We start from the raw sequence: 20,713 nt of genomic DNA on the forward strand, positions 1-20,713 counted from the left end.
AATCAGTCGGTCAGTAGGGCCTGGCGTCGAAGCGGTCCCGTACCTGGTGGAGGAGGAGGGTCGCGAGGGCGGCGAGTGCGGCGGCCACCGACTGCCCGGCCGTGGTGAAGGCGGCCGGTGTGCCCGTCGGGTGCATCGCCGCCACCGCCATCAGGGCCGTCCACGCCCCGCCGACCAGTCCGGGCCCGAACAGCGGGCCCAGCCGGACGGAGAGGGCGAGGCCCGCCGCGGTGAGCGCGAGGGCGGGCAGCAGCCAGCCGAAGGCGAGCAGGCCGTAGCCGGGCAGGGCCAGCGCGGCCAGGCAGTTGAGGCCGAGCGAGGCGGTCAGCGCGGCCACGGTACGGATCATCAGCAGCCGGAAGCCGTGGGTCGGGGCGACCGCGGCGATCTCGTACGTGGGGTCGAGGACCGGCCCGTACGACAGGGCCACCGCGGCCAGCGGGAGCAGCGGGGCGAGGGCCAGGAACAGGGCCGGGGCGTCCACCGCGTGGACCACCAGGACCGTCGCCGCCAGCACGCACGCCACCGACACCAGCCAGGACCTGCGCAGTACCGGGGTCGCGGTGAGCAGCCGCGCGGTGGGCTCGGAGACGTGCAGGCGGACCAGGAGGCGTTCGCCCAGCCCTGGTTTCGGCGCGTCCAGTTCGGCGTCCAGACGCTCCCAGCCGGCGTCCAGCGCGACCGGGTCCGACACGGACGCCAGGACCGCCCTGCACGCGGCGCAGGAGCCGAGGTGGGTGTCGGCCGACCACAGCAGCGGCGGTGCCAACTCGCCGTGCGCGTAAGCCCGTAGATCTTCTTCAGACACGTGCCAGGTCATGCCAGCTCCTCCCGCAACTGCTTGCGCGCCCGCATCGCGCGGGTCTTGACCGTGCCCGGCGGGATGCCGAGCAGGACCGCGGCCTCGCGGGTGGTCAGTCCGTCGATCACCGTCGCCTGGAGCACCGCCCGCAGTTCGGGCGAGAGCCGGACCAGGGCCCCGGCGAGGTCCCCGTGCTCCACCCCCGCGAGCACGCGTTCCTCCGCCGAGGCCTCGTCCCGGTGCCGCAGCCGGGCCAGTGCCTGCCGCAGCCGGCCGCGGGCCCCGTCGCCGCGCAGTGCGTCGACCAGCCGCCGCGACCCGATCCGCCACAGCCAGCCGGCCGCGTCGGTGTTCTCGGTGGGCTCGGTCTCTCGGTACCGGGCGGTCCCCCGCCACACCGCGAGGAAGGTCTCCTGCACGACGTCGTCGACGACCGACGGATCCGCGCACCTGCCGCGCAGCCGCGCGGTCAGCCACGGCGCGTACCGCCGGTACAGCTCCTCGAAGGCGCGCCGGTCCGCGTCCGCCGCGACCGCGCGCAGCAGCTCACCGTCGCTTCTCGTTCCGCTCACGTCTCCTCATCGCACGAGCCCCGCCGATCGGTTCACCGATCCCGGGTTGACTTTCAGGCAGCGCTTCCACCACCCTTTCACTACTCAATTAGTGAAAGGGTGGTTGTACGGGTGGTCGAGTACCGCATCGACCGGCGCTCCGGCGTCGCCACCTACGTCCAGATCGTCCAGCAGACCAAGCAGGCCCTGCGCCTGGGGCACCTCCAGCCGGGAGACAGGCTGCCCACCGCCCGAGAGGTGGTCGAGGCCACCGCCATCAACCCCAACACCGTCCTCAAGGCCTACCGGGAGCTGGAGCGCGAGGGACTGGTCGAGGCCCGGCGCGGCCTCGGCACCTTCGTCAAGCGCTCGCTCGGCACCGCCCCGGCCGCCGAGTCCCCCCTGCACGGGGAGCTGGCGGACTGGGCGGCCCGGGCCCGGGCGGCCGGCCTGGACCGCGAGGACGTGGCCGCGCTCTTCACCGCCGTACTCGAAACACACTTCGCCAAGCACCTCCAAGGAGAGAGTTCATGACCGACACCGCGATAGCGGCGTCCGCGCTCGGCAAGCGGTTCGGCCGACGCGGGGGCTGGGCGCTGCGCGAGTGCGCCTTCCGGCTCCCCGCCGGGCGGGTCTGCGCCGTCGTCGGCCCCAACGGGGCGGGCAAGTCCACGCTCCTCGCCCTCGCCACCGGTCTGCTGGGCCCGACCGAGGGCGAGCTGACCGTCCTCGGCACCACCCCGGCCGAGGCGCGCGGCCGGGTCGGCTACGTCGCCCAGGACAAGCCGCTCTACCCGCAGCTCACGATCGCCGAGACGCTCGCGATGGGCGCCGACCTCAACCCCGGGCGCTGGGACGCGGCCACCGCCGAACAGGTCGTGGCCGGCGGCGACCTGGACCCGAAGTCCCGGGTCCGCACCCTCTCCGGCGGCCAGCGCACCCGGGTCGCGCTCGCCCTCGCCCTCGGCAAGCGGCCCGAACTGCTCCTCCTCGACGAGCCGATGGCCGACCTCGACCCGCTCGCCCGGCACGAACTCATGGGCACGCTGATGGTGGAGGCGGCCCAGCACGGCACCACCATCGCGATGTCCTCGCACGTGGTCGCCGAACTGGAGGACTCCTGCGACCACCTGCTGCTGGTCGGCGGCGGCCGGGTCCGGCTGGCCGGCGAGATCGACGACCTGCTGGCCGCCCACACCCGGGTCGCCGCCCCCGCCGAAGCCGACCTCGACCCGCACACCGTCGTGGACTCCCGGACCACCGGACGGCAGCTCAGCGCCCTGGTCCGGCCCGCGGGCCCGCTGCCCGCCGACTGGCGCACCGACGCCCCCTCCCTGGAGGAACTGGTCCTCGCCCACCTCCGCAACCCCGAGGCCCCGGCCCTGACCGCGGTGGAGGCCACCGTATGACCACCCTGACCGCACCCGTACCGGCGCCGGCCGCCCGGGCCCACCTCGCCCGCTGGCTGCTGCGCCTGCACCGCCCCGCGCTCTACGTCTGGACAGGCCTGGTCCTGGCCCTCACCGCCCTGCTCCTCCTCCTGCACGGCCCGCTGACCGACGCCGCGGCCGACGCCTGGCGCCAGTACGACGCCTGCACGGACTGGGAGCGGTGCACGTACAACCAGCACGCGATCCTGCGCTACAAGGACTGGTACAACTACGTCACCCTGGCCCTGGCCGCGGTGCCCTTCCTGGTGGCCGCCTGGGCCGGCGGCGCGTTCGGCAGGGAGCTGGAGTCCGGCACCGCCCGGCTCGGCTGGACGCAGTCCAGCACCCCCGTGCGCTGGCTGACCGTCCGGCTCGCGGTCCCGGCCGCGGCCGTCGCCGCCGGGACCGCGCTGCCGGTCTGGCTGCACCACCTGACCTGGACCGCGGGCAACGGCCGTATCGACACCGCCAAGCAGTGGTACGACATCCCGACCTTCCACACCAACGGCCCCACCCTCGTCGCCCTGTCCCTGTGCGGCCTCGCCGCGGGCGCGCTGACGGGCCTGCTGTCCCGCCGCACCCTGCCCGCCCTCGGCCTCGGCCTGCTCCTGACCGGCGCGGTCTGGACCGCCGCCCAGCTGCTCATGCCCCGCCTGTGGCCGACGAGGACCAGCAGCGGAAAGGCCTACTTCGCCCTCCCCAACAGCTCCTGGACCTGGCGGTCGGGCAAGCTCGCCGACGACGTCCCCTACGGCGACTACCACCCCGCCGCCCACGCCTGGCCGCTCCAGCTGACCACCACCGCCCTGCTCCTCGCCGTGGCGGCCCTGCTGACCCTCGGCTGCTACCTGGCCCTGCGCCGCCTGACCGGAAAGACGACCGCCCGATGACGGCCCTGCCCGCCACCCCCGCCGCCCCGGGCTCCGCTCCCGCCTACCGCTCGCTGCACAGGCTGCACCGCCCCGCGCTGCTCGCCTGGGCCGCGTTCGGGCTGCTCGTGACGGGCTGGCTGCTCTGGGTGCACTTCGCCGAGGTGCCCGCCGAGCGGACCTGCCGGAGCTTCTTCCGCTACTCCCCCATGGCCGCCGGCTCCCTCCCCGGCTGCGACTACTCGGCGTTCACCGACGCCAACAACGTCGTCAACTTCCTCGGCGAGGTCCTCGGCTACTCCTGCGTGGCCGTCGCCGCCTGGGCGGGCGGTGCGCTGATCGGCCGCGAGCTGGAGTCCGGCACCGCCCGGCTCGCCTGGACCCAGTCCGTCTCGCCGGCCCGCTGGCTGGCCGGCCTGCTCACCGTGGCCGCCCTGCCACTGGCCGCCGGGGGCGCGCTGCTCGCCCTGGTCTTCGGCTGGGTGTGGAGCTCCGACCGGCCGCAGCTGGTCAGCAACTGGACCTACGACCGCGTCTTCATCCCGCACGGCCCGCTGCTGCCGGCCCTGCTCCTGCTCGGCCTCGCCGTCGGCGCCCTCGCCGGGCTCGCGCTCGGCCGCACCCTCCCGGCGCTCGGCACGGCCGCCGCCGTGACCCTGGCGGTCAGGCTCTACCTGCGCACGGCGTGGCTGCCGCTGCGCGGCCCGCTGCACGGCTTCTGGGCCCTTCAGCTCGCCGCCACCGCGATGGTGCTCGCCCTGGCCGCCGCGGCCACGGTCGGCGCGTTCTGGCTCTTGCGCCGCCGGACCCGCTGAGGGAACGTCGGTCCCGCGTGTCGCCCGGACGGGCGAAGGGTGCGCGGGGCCGGTGGGAAGGTCGTACAGGATCGTCGCTTTCGTGATCCCCAAGACCCCCTCGGGCTGATCACAGACGCCCGCGAGCCTCCCGCCGCTATCCCATACGCCATGTCTTCGTAACCATTGGTTCAGACGGACTTGCGACGCTCAGCCAATGAAGCCCGCTGTGCCAGAGCCTTCGCCGCCCCCCGAGGGGTTCGCGGGAAACGGGGTCGTCCAGCTCCCACCCGCACGCTCCGACGCGCCTGTCACGGCCCGGGCGCGGAAGAATGGGGTCATGAGTCAGCAGAACGCCCAGGCAGCCGAGGTTCACCACGCCCAGCCCTCCGTGGGCTCCATAGCCGCACACCGCCCGCACACCGTGGCCGCCGTGGTCTCCGACCTGGAACCCGACCTCGACGCCGACCTCGACACGTACGAGGAGTCGCAGGTCGACGGGGTGCAGCTGCCCCAGGGGCGCTTCCTCGACCGGGAGCGCAGCTGGCTCGCGTTCAACGAGCGGGTACTCGAACTGGCCGAGGACCCGAACACGCCGCTGCTGGAGCGGGCGAACTTCCTGGCGATCTTCGCGAGCAACCTGGACGAGTTCTTCATGGTGCGGGTGGCGGGCCTGAAGCGCCGCATCGCCACCGGCGTGGCCACCCGCTCCGCCTCCGGGCTCCAGCCCCGCGAGGTGCTGGAGATGATCTGGGCCCGCTCCCGCGAGCTCATGGCCCGGCACTCCGCCTGCTACCACGAGGACGTCGCCCCCGCGCTCGCGGAGGAGGGCATCCACCTGGTCCGCTGGGCCGAGCTGACCGAGAAGGAGCAGGCGCGGCTCTTCACGCTCTTCCGGCACCAGATCTTCCCGGTCCTGACCCCGCTGGCGGTCGACCCGGCGCACCCCTTCCCCTACATCTCGGGCCTCTCCCTGAACCTGGCCGTGGTCGTACGCAACCCGGTCAGCGGTCACAAGCACTTCGCCCGCGTGAAGGTGCCGCCGTCGCTGTCCCGCTTCCTGGAGAGCTCCCCGGGCCGGTACGTCCCCATCGAGGACGTGATCGGCGCCCACCTGGAGGAGCTGTTCCCGGGCATGGAGGTCGTGGAGCACCACGCCTTCCGGCTGACCCGGAACGAGGACCTGGAGGTCGAGGAGGACGACGCGGAGAACCTGCTCCAGGCCCTGGAGAAGGAGCTCATGCGGCGCCGCTTCGGGCCGCCGGTGCGCCTGGAGGTCGAGGAGTCCATCGACCGCGAGGTGCTCGACCTGCTGGTGCGCGAGCTGAAGATCTCCGAGGCGGAGGTCTACCCGCTGCCGGGACCGCTCGACCTCACCGGCCTGTTCCGCATCGCGGGCCTGGACCGGCCGGAGCTGAAGTACCGCAAGTTCATCGCGGGCACCCACCGGGACCTCGCCGAGGTCGAGTCGGCGTCCGCGCCCGACATCTTCGCGGCCCTGCGCGAGCGGGACGTGCTGCTGCACCACCCGTACGACAGCTTCTCCACCTCCGTGCAGGCCTTCGTCGAGCAGGCCGCCGAGGACCCGGACGTCCTCGCGATCAAGCAGACCCTGTACCGGACCTCCGGCGACTCCCCGATCGTCAACGCGCTCATCGACGCCGCCGAGGCCGGCAAGCAGGTCCTCGTCCTGGTCGAGATCAAGGCCCGCTTCGACGAGCACGCCAACATCAAGTGGGCGCGCAAGCTGGAAGAGGCCGGCTGCCACGTCGTCTACGGCCTGGTCGGTCTGAAGACCCACTGCAAGCTGTCCCTGGTGGTCCGCCAGGAGGGCGAGACGCTCCGCCGCTACAGCCACGTGGGCACCGGCAACTACCACCCCAAGACCGCCCGCCTGTACGAGGACCTCGGCCTGCTCACCGCCGACCCGCAGGTCGGCGCGGACCTGTCCGACCTGTTCAACCGGCTCTCCGGCTACTCCCGCCGGGAGACCTACCGCCGCCTGCTGGTGGCCCCCAAGTCGCTGCGCGACGGCCTGATCGCGCGCATCGAGAAGGAAATACAGCACCACCGGGCCGGCCGCCCCGCGTTCATCCGCATCAAGGTCAACTCGATGGTGGACGAGGCGATCATCGACGCCCTGTACCGCGCGTCCATGGCGGGCGTGCCGGTCGACGTCTGGGTGCGCGGCATCTGCGCGATCCGCCCGGGTGTCGCGGGCCTGTCGGAGACCGTCCGGGTCCGCTCGATCCTCGGCCGCTTCCTGGAGCACTCCCGGGTCTTCGCCTTCGGCAACGGCGGCGAACCCGAGGTGTGGATAGGCAGCGCCGACATGATGCACCGCAACCTCGACCGCCGGATAGAGGCGCTGGTCCGGGTCGTCGACCCGGCTCACCGGGCCTCGCTCAACCGGTTCCTCGAGTCCGGCATGTCCGACTCCACCTCCTCCTGGCACCTGGGCCCGGACGGCGAATGGACCCGGCACGCGACCGACGCGGACGGCCAGCCCCTGCGCAACATCCAGGAGATGCTCATAGACGCCCGGAGGCGCCGGCGTGGCACAGCAACACCTTGAACCGACGGACCCGACGGCCCGGGTGACGACCGGGGACGCCCTCGCGGGCTACCTGCGCACCCAGGCCACGGAGTTCCTCCGCGCGCTGCGCCTGCACCGGGAGACCGGGACGGTGAGCGCGACGGAGGAGTCCGTCGACGCGGCCCGCGCCCTGCGCCGCTCGGCCCGGCGCATCAGCGGCAGCCTGCACACCTTCCGACCGCTCCTGGAGTCCGACTGGTCCGAGGAGATCCGCCCCGAACTGGCCTGGCTGTCGGGCACGTTGGGCCTCGAACACGCCTACGAGGCCCGGCTGGAGCGCCTGTTGCTCGCGCTGCACCGCCTCTCCGGCTCGACGAGCCTGCCGGGCCAGGCCACTTCGGAGACGGTGACCGAGCGCGGCAACCTGACGGTGGGCGCGGCCAAGGCGGGCGCCCTGCTCGACCGCCAGCTCACCCTGGCCCGCACCCGGGCCCACTCCACGGCCCTCCAGGCGCTCGGTTCCTCCCGCTTCCACGCGGTCGCCGACAAGGTCGCGGTGCTGGCCAGCGAGGTCCCGCTGACGGCCGCGGCGCCCACGACCGACCTGCGCCCGCTGGCGTCGGCGGCCGAGGAGCGGCTCACCGACGCCATCGCGGCCCTCCCCCTGGTCACCGCGGGCCACCCGTACAACGCGGAGGCCCTGGTCCACGGCCTCTCCCCGGACCCGGCCCCGCACCCCCAGGACGGCCCCTGGCACCAGGTCCGCCTCCTGCTGCGGCTGCACCGCTACGCCCGCGAGGTGCTGTGCGGCGAGGACGCGCCCGTGGACGTACGGCTGCTCGCGGCCGGCCAGGCCCTGAACCGGCACCGCGACGCCTCGGAGGCCGCCGCCGCTGCCGCCTCCGCGGCCCGCACCCCGCGCATCGCCCCCGCGACGGCCTACGCCCTCGGTGTCCTCCACGCCGACCAGCGGCACGAGGTGGAGGCGGCCCGGTTCGCGTTCCAGCAGGCGTGGCAGAAGCAGCGGGTGGAGGCCGTGTGACCGACACCCCGGTGCAGGCGGCGGGCTGCGTCCTGTGGCGCCGCTCGCCGGTCGACGGCGGCCTGGAGGTCTGCCTCGTCCACCGCCCCAAGTACGACGACTGGTCGCACCCCAAGGGCAAGCTCAAGCGCGGCGAGGACGCGGGGGCGGGCGCGCTGCGCGAGGTGGCCGAGGAGACCGGCTACACGGCCGCCCTCGGCAGCGAGCTCTCCACCGCCCACTACTACGCCAACGGCCGCCCCAAGGAGGTCCGTTACTGGGCCGGGGAGGCGGGCGAGGGGCACTTCACCCCGAACCACGAGGTGGACCGGATCCTCTGGCTCCGCCCGGCGGAGGCCCGGCAGCGCCTGACCCAGCCCCGGGACGCCGAGCTGGTGGACGAACTGCTGGCCTCGCTGCACAACACGCCTTAGGGAGCGCGGAACCTCGGCATCACCGTCCCTTCAGGAAGGTGAGCAGGATGTCGGTCATCTCCGCCGGGTGTTCCTCGTAGAGCCAGTGGCCGGAGTCGGGTACGACGACCCCGGTGACGTGGGTCGCGTACTTCCTGACCTGCTTGGGCACGGAGTCGCCGAGGCTGCCGTCGGCCCCGATCGCGAGCACGGGCATGGTCAGCTTCTTCTTCTGGTAGACGGCGTCGTTCTTCATGTCCTGCGGCAGCGTCCGGAACCAGGCCAGGCTCGCCCGGAGATGGGCCGGGTCCTTCAGGTAGCCGGCGAAGACGGCGACTTCGTCGGGGGTGACCGCGCCCTTCCGGACCTCCAGGTCGTCGATGAACCGGTCCGTCCACACCTCCTCGCGGCCCTGGATGAGGTCCTCGGGCAGGCCGTTGCCGAGGGCGAAGAAACCGAAGTGCCAGGCGCCGGGGCCGTCCGCGGTCAGCGACGGGAAGCTGTAGATGCTCGGGGCCGGGATCGGGGCCTCGCTGAGCACGAGCTTCTTCACGTCGGCGGGGTGCGCGGCGGCGTAGGAGTAGGCGACCATCGTGCCGATGTCGTGGCCGACGAGCCGGATGTCCTTGTCGTGGCCGATCCTGGCGAGCAGGCCGTGGATGTCCGCGGCCATGCTCTTCTTGTCGTAGCCGGTGGCCGGGGCGTCGCTGCGGCCGGCGCCGGGCAGGTCGGGGGCGATGACCGTGTAGTGCTCGGCGAGCGCGGGCATGATGTGCCGCCACTCGTACCAGGTCTGCGGGTAGCCGTGCAGCAGGACCAGGGTCGGGCCGTGGCCGCCGATCACGTAGTTGAGGCCGACGGTGCCGACCTGCGTCCTGTGCTGGGTGAAGCCGGCCGGCAGGTCCTCCTGCACGGCGGCGGACAGGTGTCGCACGGGGAACTCCAGGGAGGGAGAGAGTCCGGGCAGCGAACCCGGGAAGCGCGAGAGGAACTGCCGGTCCAGCCAGGTCAGCGGCGTAGTGCTCGACGACGTCGCCGACGCCGTGTAGCCGCCGTCTCGGTCGGACAGCAGGACACCATCCGGGCCGTGCCGTTCGAATCGGGGTGCACCCACAGTCCCGTGCGCCGCCGGCCACACCGTCCTGTGGGCCACCGCCGCCAACTCGGCGAAGCGCCGCGCACTGTGAAGCTGACCGGCAGCGCGCCCCTCAGGGGCGCGTCTCACACTCCGGTTCTGTGTCCCTCGCCGTCCGTTCGTGCCAGGCTTCTCGCCCGCCGTGCCGGTCCGCGCCAGCCGCATGTGCACCGGGCGAAACAGAACCGCCCCTGCTCGATCATGCTCGTGTGGTGTTCCTGTCCCTGCAAGGCCCGCTCGGAACCGTCCTCCTGCGCCACACCGACAACGTTACCGACGCTCGGTAAAGCACTGGTATGCGTGACGGCCCCTCCCACCCCTCGTTAAGCGGAACGACGCGGGACCCGTGACGGACGCACCGGCTGGGGGTAGGCAGAATGGATCGGCGGCAGCACTGGCGCGCTGGGAAGACGGCCGTCACCGTAGGGCTCGTGGTCGGCCTCGGCGCCTGCGCCACCGGCTGCGGCGGCGCCACGGCCGAGGGCGTCAGCGGCTCCCCCGGCGACAACCCGGTCGCCCTCCTGAAGCGCACGGCGGACACCCTGCGGGCCACCCGCACCTCCCAGGCCACGACCTCGATGGAGATGGCCACCGGCGGCACCCGGGTCACCATCCGCGGCAAGGGCGTCTACGACTACGACCGGCAGCTCGGCAGGCTCACGGTGGTCCTCCCGCAGGACCCCGCCGGCACCTCCGAGCACCGCCCGATCACCGAACTCCTCGCCCCGGGCGCGCTGTTCATGAAGAACCGGGGTGCCGGGGTGCCCGCCGACAAATGGGTCCGGGTGGAGACGGCGAGCCTCTCCGACGGCAACCTCGTCACCGGCGGCGCGACCGACCCGTTCGCGGCGGCCGAGCTGCTGCGCGGCACCCGCACCGCGACATACGTGGGAGAGACCGAGTTCGCCGGGACCGAGGTCAGGCACTACCGGGGCACCGCCGACCTCGCGACCGCGGCCCGTACGGCGTCCGCCGGCGTCCGGGCCGCCCTGGCCGCCGCGGCGAAAGGGTTCGCCACGCCCGAGGTTCCGTTCGACGTGTACCTCGACGACCAGGGCCGGATCCGGAAACTCCGGCAGCGGTTCAGCTTCGTCAACGACAGCGGCAAGGGCACGGTGGCGGTCGCCTCGACGACCCTGCTGTACGGTTTCGGCACTCCGGTGGACGTGAAGCTGCCACGCTCCGAGGACATCTACGCGGGCCGGATCGCCGAAAACCAGCCGACGCACTAGTCAGACGACGGCTCCGTACAACCTGTGAACTAGCCCGTCCGTGCCATGCGCGTTGTGTAGACCGCTGCCTACTCTAGAGAGTCGGTGACGGCAGAGAAGAGGTGATGCACGTGGCTCCGGTCGGCGGTACGGCAGTTCAGGACCACGTGGCCCTCGCCGAGATCGATCTGTGCGGCGAGCTGATCATCGCGGCCTCGGCCGCCGAGGACCGGCTCAGCCTGGAGAGTATCGACGAGGTGCTGCGCGTGGCCGAGGAGCGCGAGGCGTACTGATTCAGGCCAGGACCCGGCCGGGCGGGCTCAGGTCCGCAGCATGCGGGCGATGGCCTGGGTGGCCTCCTCGACCTTCGCGTCGATCTCCGACCCGCCCTTGACGGCCGCGTCGGCGACGCAGTGCCGCAGGTGCTCCTCGAGGAGCTGGAGCGCGAAGGCCTGCAGCCCCTTGGTCGAGGCGGAGACCTGGGTGAGTATGTCGATGCAGTAGGTGTCCTCGTCGACCATGCGCTGCAGGCCCCGGATCTGGCCCTCGATCCGGCGCAGCCGTTTGAGGTGCTCGTCCTTCTGCTTGTGGTAACCGTGCGTGGTCGCAGGCGCTCCGCTTCCGGAGGGCGTCGTGGCGCCGGCCTCGGTGGTCGTCATCGCGTCCTCCGCATCGTCGATTCATATACCCCTGGTGGGTATATGGTAACGAACTTTGCTGGGTATAGGGCCCTCGGGACGCCCCCCTCATGATCACCAAGCCCGATGGGCGAAACTGGAGGGCGGCCCATTAGCCGTGGCCGGATGATGCGCTTAGCATCAGCCTGACCGAAACCCATGCATACCGAGGACCCCAAGTGCGCTTTCGTCTGACCCCCAGGGAGACGAGCTTCTACGACATGTTCGCCGCGTCCGCGGACAACATCGTCACGGGCTCGAAACTCCTGATGGAACTGCTCGGGGCGGACGCGTCTGCCCGGGCCGAGATCGCAGAGCGTATGCGGGCAGCGGAACACGCAGGTGACGACGCCACGCACGCGATCTTCCACCAGCTGAACTCCTCGTTCATCACGCCCTTCGACCGCGAGGACATCTACTCCCTCGCGTCCTCCCTCGACGACATCATGGACTTCATGGAGGAGGCCGTCGACCTGGTCGTCCTCTACAACATCGAGGAACTGCCGAAGGGTGTCGAACAGCAGATCGAGGTGCTGGCCCGGGCCGCCGACCTGACGGCCGAGGCGATGCCCCACCTGCGCACGCTGGAGAACCTCACCGAGTACTGGATCGAGGTGAACCGCCTGGAGAACCAGGCGGACCAGATCCACCGCAGGCTGCTCGCCCACCTCTTCAACGGCAAGTACGACGCGATCGAGGTGCTGAAGCTCAAGCAGATCGTGGACGTCCTGGAAGAGGCGGCGGACGCGTTCGAGCACGTGGCGAACACGGTGGAGACCATCGCCGTCAAGGAGTCCTGAGCCGTCGATGGACACCTTGGCGCTCGTCGTGACCATCCTGGTCGCGCTCTTCTTCACGTATACGAACGGTTTTCACGACTCGGCGAACGCGATCGCGACCTCGGTCTCCACGCGGGCGCTGACGCCGCGCGCGGCCCTGGCGATGGCGGCCGTGATGAACCTCGCGGGCGCCTTCCTGGGCTCCGGGGTCGCCAAGACGGTCAGCGAGGGCCTGATCGAGACGCCCAAGGGCTCCACGGGCATGGGCATCCTCTTCGCCGCGCTGGTCGGGGCGATCGTCTGGAACCTCGTCACCTGGTACTTCGGCCTGCCCTCGTCCTCCTCCCACGCGCTCTTCGGCGGCCTGGTGGGCGCGGCGCTGGCCGGCGGCACGACCGTCCTGTGGAACGGCGTCGTGGACAAGGTCATCGTCCCGATGTTCCTGTCCCCCGTCGTCGGCCTGATCCTCGGCTACCTGGTCATGACGGCCATCATGTGGCTGTTCCGGCGCTCCAACCCGCACAAGGCGAAGCGGGGCTTCCGGATAGCGCAGACCGTCTCCGCGGCCGGCATGGCTCTCGGCCACGGCCTCCAGGACGCCCAGAAGACGATGGGCGTCGTCGTCATGGCACTGGTGATTTCCGGCCACGAGACGTACGGCGACCCGATCCCGGTCTGGGTCAAGATCATCTGCGCCGTGATGCTCTCCCTCGGCACCTACGCGGGTGGCTGGCGCATCATGCGCACCCTCGGCCGCAAGATCATCGAACTCGACCCGCCGCAGGGTTTCGCCGCCGAGGCGACCGGCGCGTCGATCATGTTCACCACGGCGTTCCTCTTCAAGGCGCCGATCTCCACGACCCACGTCATCACCTCGGCCATCATGGGCGTCGGCGCGACCAAGCGCGTGAACGCGGTCCGTTGGGGCGTCGCCAAGAACATCGTCCTCGGCTGGTTCATCACCATGCCGGCAGCGGCCCTGGTAGCAGCAGCCGCCTTCGGCCTCATCGACCTGACGCTCCTGTAACTCCCCAGGGCGAGGTCGAAAGGCGTTCCCACCCACCCACCCACCCGACTCGGTCGGCAGAGAGGTCGAGGTCGAAAGACGAGGGCCGCGCTCCGAACACCGGCCGGGCCAGCGCCCCGCCAGGGGCGCGGGGAACTGCGCGACCAGCCACGACGCGCCCGCAGCCGCCGTACGACAGCGCCGTCCACCCCCTGCGGCTCTTCGCCGCCCCCAGGCCCGCAAGCCGCCGGACGGCCCCCTGCGCCCAACCGCACCCCGCAAGCCGCCGGCCCGCGGTCACCCCCACCCCTTGACCTCGCCCTTCTCGAAGAACCGAGTCGGGTGGGCGGGTGGGTAAAGGAAAAGGCGAAGAGAATGCAGGCGGGCCCGCCCCCGGGAGCCAGGGGCGGGCCCTTTTGCGTCCTCGCGGTGGCACCGCCATGCAGCACCGCGAGGGGTCAGTTCCGGCTCAGCCGAATCGGCCGGAGATGTAGTCCTCGGTGGCCTGCACCGACGGGTTGGAGAAGATCCGCTCCGTGTCGTCGATCTCGATCAGCCTGCCGGGCTGGCCGACGGCCGCGAGGTTGAAGAACGCCGTACGGTCGGAGACACGCGCCGCCTGCTGCATGTTGTGCGTCACGATGACGATCGTGAAGCGCTCCTTCAGCTCACCGATCAGGTCCTCGATGGCGAGGGTCGAGATCGGGTCGAGGGCGGAGCAGGGCTCGTCCATGAGCAGCACCTTCGGCTCGACCGCGATCGCGCGGGCGATGCACAGACGCTGCTGCTGACCACCGGAGAGACCGGAGCCCGGCTTGTTCAGGCGGTCCTTGACCTCGTTCCAGAGGTTCGCGCCCTTGAGCGACTTCTCGACGACGTCGGCGAGCTCGCTCTTCTTGAAGTTGCCGTTCAGGCGCAGACCCGCGGCCACGTTGTCGAAGATCGACATCGTGGGGAACGGGTTCGGACGCTGGAACACCATGCCGACCTCGCGGCGCACCGCCACCGGGTCGATGTTGGCGCCGTAGAGGTTCTCGTCGTCGAGGAGGACCTTGCCCTCGACCCGGCCGCCGGCCGTGACCTCGTGCATGCGGTTCAGCGTGCGCAGGAACGTCGACTTGCCGCAGCCGGAGGGGCCGATGAACGCCGTGACGGTGCGCGGCTCGATGTTCATCGAGATGTCTTCGATGGCCTTGTGGGAGCCGTAGTAGGCGGTGAGCCCGCTTACGTCGATTCGCTTGGACATTACTTCTTCACTTCCAGGAGTCGGTCGCTGTCGGCCGGTCAGCGACCGGTCTTGGGGGCCTTCCAGCGGGCGATGCCGCGGGCCACCAGGTTGAGGATCATCACGAAGGCGATCAGCGTGAGCGAGGCCGCCCAGGCACGGTCGTAGGCCGCGTTGGCACCGGCGCTGTTCGCGTACTGCTGGTAGATGAACAGCGGCAGCGACGACTGCGCACCCTCGAAGGGGTTGTTGTTGATGAACGGGTTGCCGAACACCAGCAGCAGCACCGGCGCGGTCTCACCCGCGATACGGGCGATGGCCAGCATGACACCGGTCGTGATGCCGCCGATCGAGGTCGGCAGGACCACCTTCAGGATGGTGCGCCACTTGGGCACGCCGAGCGCCAGAGACGCCTCGCGCAGCTCGTTCGGGACGAGCTTGAGCATCTCCTCGGTGGAGCGCACGACCACCGGCATCATCAGGATGGCCAGGGCCAGCGATCCGGCGAAGCCGAAGGGCTGCATGTCGAAGATCAGCATGAGGCTGAGGATGAACAGACCCGCGACGATCGACGGGATACCGGTCATCACGTCCACGAAGAAGGTGACAGCCTTCGCGAGGCGACCGCGTCCGTACTCGACGAGGTAGACCGCGGTGAGGATGCCGATCGGGGCGCCGATCAGGGTGGCGAGGCCGACCTGCTCCAGCGAGCCGATGATGGCCGCGTAGGCACCGCCGCCGGGCTCGGAGTCCTGGACGACACCCATGGAGTGGCTGAGGAAGTACGGGTCGAGGACCTTCACACCGCGCGAGACGGTCACCCAGATCAGGGAGACCAGCGGGACCACGGCGACGATGAAGGCGACCCAGACCAGGGAGGTCGCGACCCGGTCCTTGGCCTGTCGGCGGCCCTCGACGCGGGCGGCGACGACATAGGTGCCGAGGACGTACAGGAGACCGGCGATCAGGCCCCACTGGATCTTGCTGTCCAGGCCGCCGACCAGGCCGATGACCACACCGAGCACGATGGCGCCGGCGACGATGGCGTAGGACGACCACTTGGGGAGCGTGGCACCGCGCAGGGTGCTGGCTGCTGCGGTGCTCATGCGTTGGCCCCCGAGTACTCTGCGCGGCGCTGGATGATGATGCGGGCCGCGCCGTTGACCAGCAGGGTGATGACGAAGAGGACCAGACCGGAGGCGATGAGCGCGTCACGGCCGTCCGAGGTCGCCTCGCCGAACTTGCTGGCGATGTTCTGGGCGAAGGTGCCGCCGCCCGGGTTGAGCAGGCTGGCGTGGATGTCGAAGTCCGGGGAGAGCACGGTGGCGACGGCCATCGTCTCGCCGAGCGCGCGGCCGAGGCCGAGCATCGAGGCGGAGATCACGCCGGAGCGCCCGAAGGGCAGCACCGACATCCGGACGACCTCCCAGCGGGTGGCGCCGAGGGCCAGGGCGGCCTCTTCGTGCATCTGCGGGACCTGACGGAAGACCTCACGGCTCACGTTGGTGATGATCGGCAGGATCATGATCGCGAGCAGGATCGAGACGGTCAGGATCGAGCGCGGGGCGCCGCCGTCCCAGGAGAAGATCCCGGTCCAGCCGAAGTAGTCGTTCAGCCAGCTGAACAGGCCGGTCATGTGCGGCACGAGGATCAGCGCGCCCCAGAGGCCGTACACGATGGACGGCACGGCGGCGAGCAGGTCGACCACGAACGAGACGGGGCCGGCCAGGCGGCGGGGCGCGTAGTGCGTGATGAACAGCGCGATCGCGACGGCGATCGGGACCGCGATGGCCATGGCGATGATCGAGGAGACGATCGTGCCGAAGGCGAGGACCGCGATGCCGAAGGTCGGCGGGATGAGGTTGGTGTTCCACTCGAAGGTGGTGAGGAAGTTGCCGTGGTCGCGGTTGATCGCGAGGGCTGCCCGGTAGGTGAGGAAGACCGCGATCGCGGCCATGATCACCAGGAGCAGGACGCCGGATCCGCGGGAGAGACCGAGGAAGACCCGGTCACCGACCCGGGTGGCGCCGCGCGCGTTGCGCTTCTGCTGGGCCGCGGAGGGCTGTGGGGGCGTCGGGGGAGATGCGTCTGCTGTTTGCGTCGATATGTCCATCGGGTTCTCCGGTCTGCGGAGTCGCCCTGGGGGGCGGCTCGGAGGAGCCGTACGTCCCACACGTAGGGGCGTACGGCTCCGGGCGGCGGTGCACCGGACGGTGCGGCCGGGCTCCTCACGGAACTCGGCCGCACTCGCGGATCTTTAGCTCAGGCCCTCGATGGTGGTGCGGACCTTGGCGATGATGTCGTCGGGGACGGGGGCGTAGTCGATCGTGGAGAGGAGCTTCTGGCCGTCCTCGGAGGCGATGTAGCGCAGGAACGCCTTGGTCGCCGGGAGGGTGTCGGCCTTGTTGCCCTTGTCGCAGACGATCTCGTACGTGACCAGGGTCATCGGGTACGCACCCTCGGCCTTGGTGTTGTAGTCGAGCTGCAGCGCCAGGTCCTTGCCGGTGCCGACGACCTTGGCGGCCGCGATGTCGGCGGTGGCGGACTCGGTCGACGGGGCGACCGGCGCGCTGGCACCCGTGTCGATCGAGACGGCCTTGATGCCGTCCGAGACGTAGGAGAGCTCGAAGTAGCCGATGGCGCCGGAGGTCTGCTTGACCTGCTGGGCCACACCCGCGGACTGCGGAGCGGACTGGCCGCCCTTGGCCTGCCAGGCCTTACCGCCGGAGTACTTCCAGTTGGCCGGGGTGGCCGCGATCAGGTACTTGGTGAAGTTGTCCGTCGTACCCGACTCGTCCGAGCGGTGGAACGCCTGGATCTTCAGGTCGGGGAGCTTGGCGGACGGGTTCAGCTTCTTGATCGCCGCGTCGTTCCACTTGGTGATCTTGCTGTCGAAGATCTTCGCGATCGTCTGAGCGTCCAGAACCAGGTTGTCGACACCCGGGACGTTGTAACCGAGGGCGATCGGGCCGCCGACCATCGGGAGGTCGATGCCCTGGCCGCCGGAGCAGACCTTCTTGGAGGCGGTGACCTCTTCCGGCTTGAGCGCCGAGTCGGAACCGGCGAAGGCGACCTGGCCCTGCGTGAAGGCGGTCACACCGGCACCGGAGCCGGAGCCCTTGTAGTTGATCTGCACACCACAGGCCTGGGAGAAGTTCTTCACCCAGGCGTCGATCGCGTTCTTCTGCGCGGAGGAGCCGTCGGCGAGCAGCTGGCCCTTGGCGTCGTCACACTTGATGGAGCTGGCGTTCGAAGAGGCCGAGGCGGTGCTCGAACCACTGCCGCCACCGTTGTCGTCCGAGCCGCACGCCGTCAGGGCCAGGGCGCCGGAGACAGCGACAGCACCGAGAGACAGGGCGCGCAGCCGGTTCTTGCGCTGAAGCTTCACTTTCGGGAGTTCCTTCCAGAGGCGCCACCTTCGGCGGCGTGCGAAGTAAGTGGTGGGCGAGGGCCTCCTGACTGGGCATTTACGACCGCTCACCGCACCCGGTAAGGCCGAAATTAGGCAGAACAGGTGAAGCGACCGATGGCCGTAGGTGAACGGAGGGTGAACCCCTGCCGTCAACCCGGTTAGGTCACGGAATGCTTACGGTGAGGGCACATGCCGGTTCCAACGAGCGGGTTACACGAACATTTCTTCGCCGTTCGCCATCGCAGTCGTTACGACGTCACAGCGTTCGTTACACCGCACGGGAACCCGTGTGCGACGGACGCCGTCTCGTCCCACGACAGCCGACGCGAAAGGCACGGGCATGGAACGGCGTTCCTTCATATCGGGCGGGGCGGCCACCCTCGCGGCGACCGCACTGACGGGGTGCAGCTCCGGCGGCGCCACGGCGTCCCACACGACCGGCGCGCCACTCGCGACCACATCCTCTCGTACGGCGCTGAAGACCACCAGCGCAGCGGCTGCGGCCAACTGGACGGCCCTCGCCCACGCCCTGGACGGCACCCTGGTCCGCCCCGGAGAGGCCTCCTGGACGACCGCCCACCAGCTCTACAACACGCGGTTCGACGGCCTGAAGCCGGCGGCGGTCGCCTACGTGGCCCACGCCGACGACATCCGCACCACGCTGTCGTACGCCCAGGCCCACGCCCTGAAGGTCTCGATCCGCAACGGCGGCCACTCCTACGCGGGCTACTCCTCCGGCGACGGCCGTCTCGTCCTCGACGTCTCCAAGCTGAACCGCATCCGCGTCAGCGGCGGTACGGCGGTCGTCGGCGCCGGCTCCAAGCTGATCGACGTATACCGGGCCCTCGCGGCCAAGGGCGTGACCATACCCGCGGGCTCCTGCCCCACGGTCGGCGTCTCCGGCCTGGTGCTCGGCGGCGGCCACGGGGTCGCGTCCCGCGCCTATGGCCTGACCTGCGACAGCCTCACCCAGGCGACGCTGGTCACGGCGGACGGCACCCAGGTCGTGGCCAACGCGACGACGAACAAGGACCTCTTCTGGGCGCTGCGCGGCGCCGGCAACGGCAACTTCGGCGTCGTCACGGAGCTGCAGTTCAGGACCCACCCGACCCCGCAGGGCGTGACGGCGTACCTGACCTGGCCGTGGGCGAAGGCGGCGCAGGTCTTCAAGGCCTGGCAGGAGTGGGGCCCGTCCCAGCCGGACGAGATCTGGTCCTCCCTGCACCTGGAGAACTCGGGCAGCGGCCCGCGCGTCTCGGTCGCCTGCTTCTCGATGGGCACGTACGGCGAGCTCCAGAACGCGGTGGACGCCCTCGCCCACAAGGCCGGCGCCAACGCCTCCTCCGTCTCGCTGCGCCGCCACGGCTACGAGGAGGCGATGGAGATCTACGCCGGCTGCTCCTCCTTCTCCACCGAGCCGCAGTGCCACCTGCCCGGCTCCACGCCCGGCCGCTCCCCCCAGGGAAAGCTCGGCCGCGAGACGTACACGGCCCGCTCCGACTTCTTCGACCGCTCCCTCTCGGCGGCCGGCATCCAGACCGCCCTGCGGCAGATCTCCGCGGTCCGCGGCGGCGCGGGCAGCATCGCCTTCACGGCGCTCGGCGGAGCGGTGAACCGCGTCTCGCCGACGGCGACGGCGTTCGTGCACCGCCGGTCGCGGATGCTGGCGCAGTACATCGTGTCGTGGGGCGCGGGGGCCTCCGGCAGCATCGGCCAGTCCTGGCTGAACGCGGCACACACCGCGATGAGGCCGTACGCCTCCGGCGCGGCCTACCAGAACTACACGGACCCGACGCTCACGGACTGGAAGAAGGCGTACTACGGCGACGCCGTGACCAAGCTGACCAAGGTCAAGAAGCAGTACGACCCGAACCGGTTCTTCTCTTCCCCGCAGGGGTTGTAGCGGGTCGTCTTCGCCTGCGGGCGCGTGGGAGCTGCTCGCGCAGTTCCCCGCGCCCCTTACGGGGCGCCTACGCCGCCAGGTCACGCTCCTCCGCCTCGACCGCCGTACGACCCCCGGGCACCAGCCCCACGCCCGCGGACCGCCCCCGCACGACCCATCTCACCCGCGACGACCCCTCCACCGCCTTCATCACCGGCGTCAGCAGGGCCGTCGCCACCGGAGACAGCAGCAGCACGACCGCCGTACCCAGCGCGAACCCCCCGACCACGTCCGTCGGGTAGTGCACCCCCATGTACACCCGGCAGAACCCCTCCACCAGCGCCAGCCCTATCCCCGCCGCCCCGAACTTCCGGTTGGCGACGAACAGCCCGACCCCCATCGCCATCGTGATCGTCGCGTGGTCGCTCACGAAGGAGTAGTCGGTCTTGCCGGAGACGAGGACGTCGATCCCCTGGTGGGTGAGGAACGGCCGGGGCCGCTCGACGAAGCCGCGGATGGGAACGTTCACGAGGACGGCGATCGCGGCGGCGAGCGGCGCCCACACCAGCGCGGCCATGGTGGACGGCACGTCCTCGTCCGCCCGGCGCCGCACGGACCACCAGCACCACACCACCAGCAGCACCATCGCGACCAGCAGCCCGTACTCCCCGACGAACTCCATGGCCCGGTCGAACCAGTGCGGCGCGTCCTTGGCCAGGCCGTTGATGTCGTAGAGCAGGTCGACGTCAGGGTTCGACCCGGATTCGGCGATTACAGCCATCGCGCTGCGGCCCCTTCGTCGTCGTTCCGGGACGCACCTGGTGTGCGTCGCTCGCTGCCACCCCCGTGGTCGGCTACGTCAACAGGAACGCACGGCCCACACCACTACGTTCCAGGTTCCACCGAATGATCACGCAGACGTTATCGAAGAGAGATACAAACCCCCAGCTCAGGGGGTGGGTTATACGCT

The 20,713-nt window shown here is 70.7% G+C and carries 21 protein-coding genes; 12 read left to right on the forward strand and 9 right to left on the reverse strand.

The genetic code is table 11. From position 1 onward, the window contains the following. Positions 1-10 precede the first annotated feature (10 nt). A complete protein-coding gene (locus tag AB0D74_RS40405; RefSeq protein WP_362598543.1) occupies positions 11-820 on the reverse strand; it encodes a zf-HC2 domain-containing protein in 810 nt (269 codons plus the stop codon). Next, positions 817-1,374, reverse strand: a complete 558-nt coding sequence (locus tag AB0D74_RS40410; protein WP_362598546.1) for an RNA polymerase sigma factor — start codon at positions 1,372-1,374, stop codon at positions 817-819. The genes AB0D74_RS40405 and AB0D74_RS40410 overlap by 4 nt, the downstream gene beginning before the upstream one ends. Before the next feature lie 111 nt (positions 1,375-1,485). Between AB0D74_RS40410 and AB0D74_RS40415 the strand changes: the two genes are divergently transcribed. From AB0D74_RS40415 to AB0D74_RS40445, 7 genes are all read left to right on the forward strand, one after another. Beyond that, a complete protein-coding gene (locus AB0D74_RS40415; protein WP_362598549.1) occupies positions 1,486-1,887 on the forward strand; it encodes a GntR family transcriptional regulator in 402 nt (133 codons plus the stop codon). Then, positions 1,884-2,762 (forward strand): ABC transporter ATP-binding protein, encoded by an 879-nt coding sequence (locus AB0D74_RS40420; RefSeq protein WP_362598552.1) that lies wholly within the window; start codon positions 1,884-1,886, stop codon positions 2,760-2,762. The genes AB0D74_RS40415 and AB0D74_RS40420 overlap by 4 nt, the downstream gene beginning before the upstream one ends. Continuing rightward, positions 2,759-3,673: an ABC transporter permease gene (locus AB0D74_RS40425; RefSeq protein WP_362598555.1), complete on the forward strand. Its 915-nt coding sequence runs from the start codon at positions 2,759-2,761 to the stop codon at positions 3,671-3,673. The genes AB0D74_RS40420 and AB0D74_RS40425 overlap by 4 nt, the downstream gene beginning before the upstream one ends. Continuing rightward, positions 3,670-4,467 (forward strand): hypothetical protein, encoded by a 798-nt coding sequence (locus AB0D74_RS40430; RefSeq protein WP_362598558.1) that lies wholly within the window; start codon positions 3,670-3,672, stop codon positions 4,465-4,467. The genes AB0D74_RS40425 and AB0D74_RS40430 overlap by 4 nt, the downstream gene beginning before the upstream one ends. Before the next feature lie 196 nt (positions 4,468-4,663). After that, a complete protein-coding gene (locus AB0D74_RS40435; RefSeq protein WP_362598561.1) occupies positions 4,664-7,021 on the forward strand; it encodes an RNA degradosome polyphosphate kinase in 2,358 nt (785 codons plus the stop codon). After that, positions 7,002-8,024 carry a CHAD domain-containing protein gene (locus AB0D74_RS40440; RefSeq protein ID WP_362598563.1) on the forward strand — a complete coding sequence of 341 codons (1,023 nt, stop codon included), beginning with the start codon at positions 7,002-7,004 and terminating at the stop codon, positions 8,022-8,024. The genes AB0D74_RS40435 and AB0D74_RS40440 overlap by 20 nt, the downstream gene beginning before the upstream one ends. Continuing rightward, the gene (locus AB0D74_RS40445) at positions 8,021-8,437 is read left to right on the forward strand and encodes an NUDIX hydrolase (protein WP_362598565.1); all 417 of its coding nucleotides are present in this window, start codon (positions 8,021-8,023) and stop codon (positions 8,435-8,437) included. Before AB0D74_RS40440 ends, AB0D74_RS40445 begins: the two co-directional genes overlap by 4 nt. A gap of 19 nt (positions 8,438-8,456) precedes the next feature. Here AB0D74_RS40445 and AB0D74_RS40450 read toward each other — a convergent pair whose 3' ends face one another. Continuing rightward, positions 8,457-9,530, reverse strand: a complete 1,074-nt coding sequence (locus tag AB0D74_RS40450) for an alpha/beta hydrolase (RefSeq protein WP_362598567.1) — start codon at positions 9,528-9,530, stop codon at positions 8,457-8,459. A gap of 398 nt (positions 9,531-9,928) precedes the next feature. On the opposite strand from AB0D74_RS40450, the gene AB0D74_RS40455 reads away from it, so the two are divergent. Together AB0D74_RS40455 and AB0D74_RS40460 are read left to right on the forward strand one after the other, a co-directional pair. Then, on the forward strand, positions 9,929-10,783 hold the full coding sequence (locus AB0D74_RS40455; protein WP_362598570.1) for a hypothetical protein: 855 nt from the start codon (positions 9,929-9,931) through the stop codon (positions 10,781-10,783). A 104-nt stretch (positions 10,784-10,887) separates the two neighbouring features. Continuing rightward, complete coding sequence (locus AB0D74_RS40460) at positions 10,888-11,055, forward strand: hypothetical protein (protein WP_362598573.1); 168 nt, start codon at positions 10,888-10,890, stop codon at positions 11,053-11,055. A 27-nt stretch (positions 11,056-11,082) separates the two neighbouring features. Here AB0D74_RS40460 and AB0D74_RS40465 read toward each other — a convergent pair whose 3' ends face one another. Beyond that, on the reverse strand, positions 11,083-11,421 hold the full coding sequence (locus tag AB0D74_RS40465) for a metal-sensitive transcriptional regulator (RefSeq protein ID WP_362598576.1): 339 nt from the start codon (positions 11,419-11,421) through the stop codon (positions 11,083-11,085). Positions 11,422-11,618: 197 nt separating this feature from the next. Between AB0D74_RS40465 and AB0D74_RS40470 the strand changes: the two genes are divergently transcribed. Next, positions 11,619-12,239, forward strand: coding sequence for a DUF47 family protein (locus tag AB0D74_RS40470; RefSeq protein ID WP_362598579.1), 621 nt, complete (start codon positions 11,619-11,621; stop codon positions 12,237-12,239). A gap of 7 nt (positions 12,240-12,246) precedes the next feature. Further along, positions 12,247-13,245, forward strand: coding sequence for an inorganic phosphate transporter (locus tag AB0D74_RS40475; RefSeq protein ID WP_362598582.1), 999 nt, complete (start codon positions 12,247-12,249; stop codon positions 13,243-13,245). A gap of 448 nt (positions 13,246-13,693) precedes the next feature. Here the strand turns inward: AB0D74_RS40475 and pstB are convergent, their stop codons facing one another. The 4 genes from pstB to pstS all read right to left on the reverse strand — a co-directional run bounded on the left by pstB (position 13,694) and on the right by pstS (position 17,837). After that, a complete protein-coding gene (gene pstB, locus AB0D74_RS40480; protein ID WP_362598585.1) occupies positions 13,694-14,470 on the reverse strand; it encodes a phosphate ABC transporter ATP-binding protein PstB in 777 nt (258 codons plus the stop codon). Positions 14,471-14,508: 38 nt separating this feature from the next. Next, positions 14,509-15,555 carry a phosphate ABC transporter permease PstA gene (gene pstA / locus AB0D74_RS40485; protein WP_362598588.1) on the reverse strand — a complete coding sequence of 349 codons (1,047 nt, stop codon included), beginning with the start codon at positions 15,553-15,555 and terminating at the stop codon, positions 14,509-14,511. Continuing rightward, complete coding sequence (pstC, locus tag AB0D74_RS40490; RefSeq protein ID WP_362598591.1) at positions 15,552-16,562, reverse strand: phosphate ABC transporter permease subunit PstC; 1,011 nt, start codon at positions 16,560-16,562, stop codon at positions 15,552-15,554. The genes pstA and pstC overlap by 4 nt, the downstream gene beginning before the upstream one ends. A 144-nt stretch (positions 16,563-16,706) precedes the next feature. Beyond that, a complete protein-coding gene (pstS, locus tag AB0D74_RS40495; RefSeq protein WP_362598594.1) occupies positions 16,707-17,837 on the reverse strand; it encodes a phosphate ABC transporter substrate-binding protein PstS in 1,131 nt (376 codons plus the stop codon). Between the two features lie 364 nt (positions 17,838-18,201). On the opposite strand from pstS, the gene AB0D74_RS40500 reads away from it, so the two are divergent. Then, on the forward strand, positions 18,202-19,764 hold the full coding sequence (locus AB0D74_RS40500) for an FAD-binding oxidoreductase (protein WP_362598596.1): 1,563 nt from the start codon (positions 18,202-18,204) through the stop codon (positions 19,762-19,764). A 67-nt stretch (positions 19,765-19,831) separates the two neighbouring features. Here the strand turns inward: AB0D74_RS40500 and AB0D74_RS40505 are convergent, their stop codons facing one another. Then, complete coding sequence (locus AB0D74_RS40505; protein ID WP_362598599.1) at positions 19,832-20,524, reverse strand: phosphatase PAP2 family protein; 693 nt, start codon at positions 20,522-20,524, stop codon at positions 19,832-19,834. Positions 20,525-20,713: the final 189 nt, after the last annotated feature.

This window comes from Streptomyces sp. NPDC048278, from assembly GCF_040652195.1.
GTDB lineage: Bacteria > Actinomycetota > Actinomycetes > Streptomycetales > Streptomycetaceae > Streptomyces.

Bases quoted from the DNA above. Each gene is read 5' to 3' on its own strand.
- AB0D74_RS40405 (WP_362598543.1), bottom strand. From the start codon at position 820: ATGACCTGGCACGTGTCTGAAGAAGATCTACGGGCTTACGCGCACGGC.
- AB0D74_RS40420 (WP_362598552.1), top strand. From the start codon at position 1,884: ATGACCGACACCGCGATAGCGGCGTCCGCGCTCGGCAAGCGGTTCGGC.
- AB0D74_RS40425 (WP_362598555.1), top strand. From the start codon at position 2,759: ATGACCACCCTGACCGCACCCGTACCGGCGCCGGCCGCCCGGGCCCAC.
- AB0D74_RS40430 (WP_362598558.1), top strand. From the start codon at position 3,670: ATGACGGCCCTGCCCGCCACCCCCGCCGCCCCGGGCTCCGCTCCCGCC.
- AB0D74_RS40435 (WP_362598561.1), top strand. From the start codon at position 4,664: ATGAAGCCCGCTGTGCCAGAGCCTTCGCCGCCCCCCGAGGGGTTCGCG.
- AB0D74_RS40455 (WP_362598570.1), top strand. From the start codon at position 9,929: ATGGATCGGCGGCAGCACTGGCGCGCTGGGAAGACGGCCGTCACCGTA.
- AB0D74_RS40460 (WP_362598573.1), top strand. From the start codon at position 10,888: ATGCACGTGGCTCCGGTCGGCGGTACGGCAGTTCAGGACCACGTGGCC.
- AB0D74_RS40465 (WP_362598576.1), bottom strand. From the start codon at position 11,421: ATGACGACCACCGAGGCCGGCGCCACGACGCCCTCCGGAAGCGGAGCG.
- AB0D74_RS40475 (WP_362598582.1), top strand. From the start codon at position 12,247: ATGGACACCTTGGCGCTCGTCGTGACCATCCTGGTCGCGCTCTTCTTC.
- pstB (WP_362598585.1), bottom strand. From the start codon at position 14,470: ATGTCCAAGCGAATCGACGTAAGCGGGCTCACCGCCTACTACGGCTCC.
- pstA (WP_362598588.1), bottom strand. From the start codon at position 15,555: ATGAGCACCGCAGCAGCCAGCACCCTGCGCGGTGCCACGCTCCCCAAG.
- pstC (WP_362598591.1), bottom strand. From the start codon at position 16,562: ATGGACATATCGACGCAAACAGCAGACGCATCTCCCCCGACGCCCCCA.
- AB0D74_RS40500 (WP_362598596.1), top strand. From the start codon at position 18,202: ATGGAACGGCGTTCCTTCATATCGGGCGGGGCGGCCACCCTCGCGGCG.
- AB0D74_RS40505 (WP_362598599.1), bottom strand. From the start codon at position 20,524: ATGGCTGTAATCGCCGAATCCGGGTCGAACCCTGACGTCGACCTGCTC.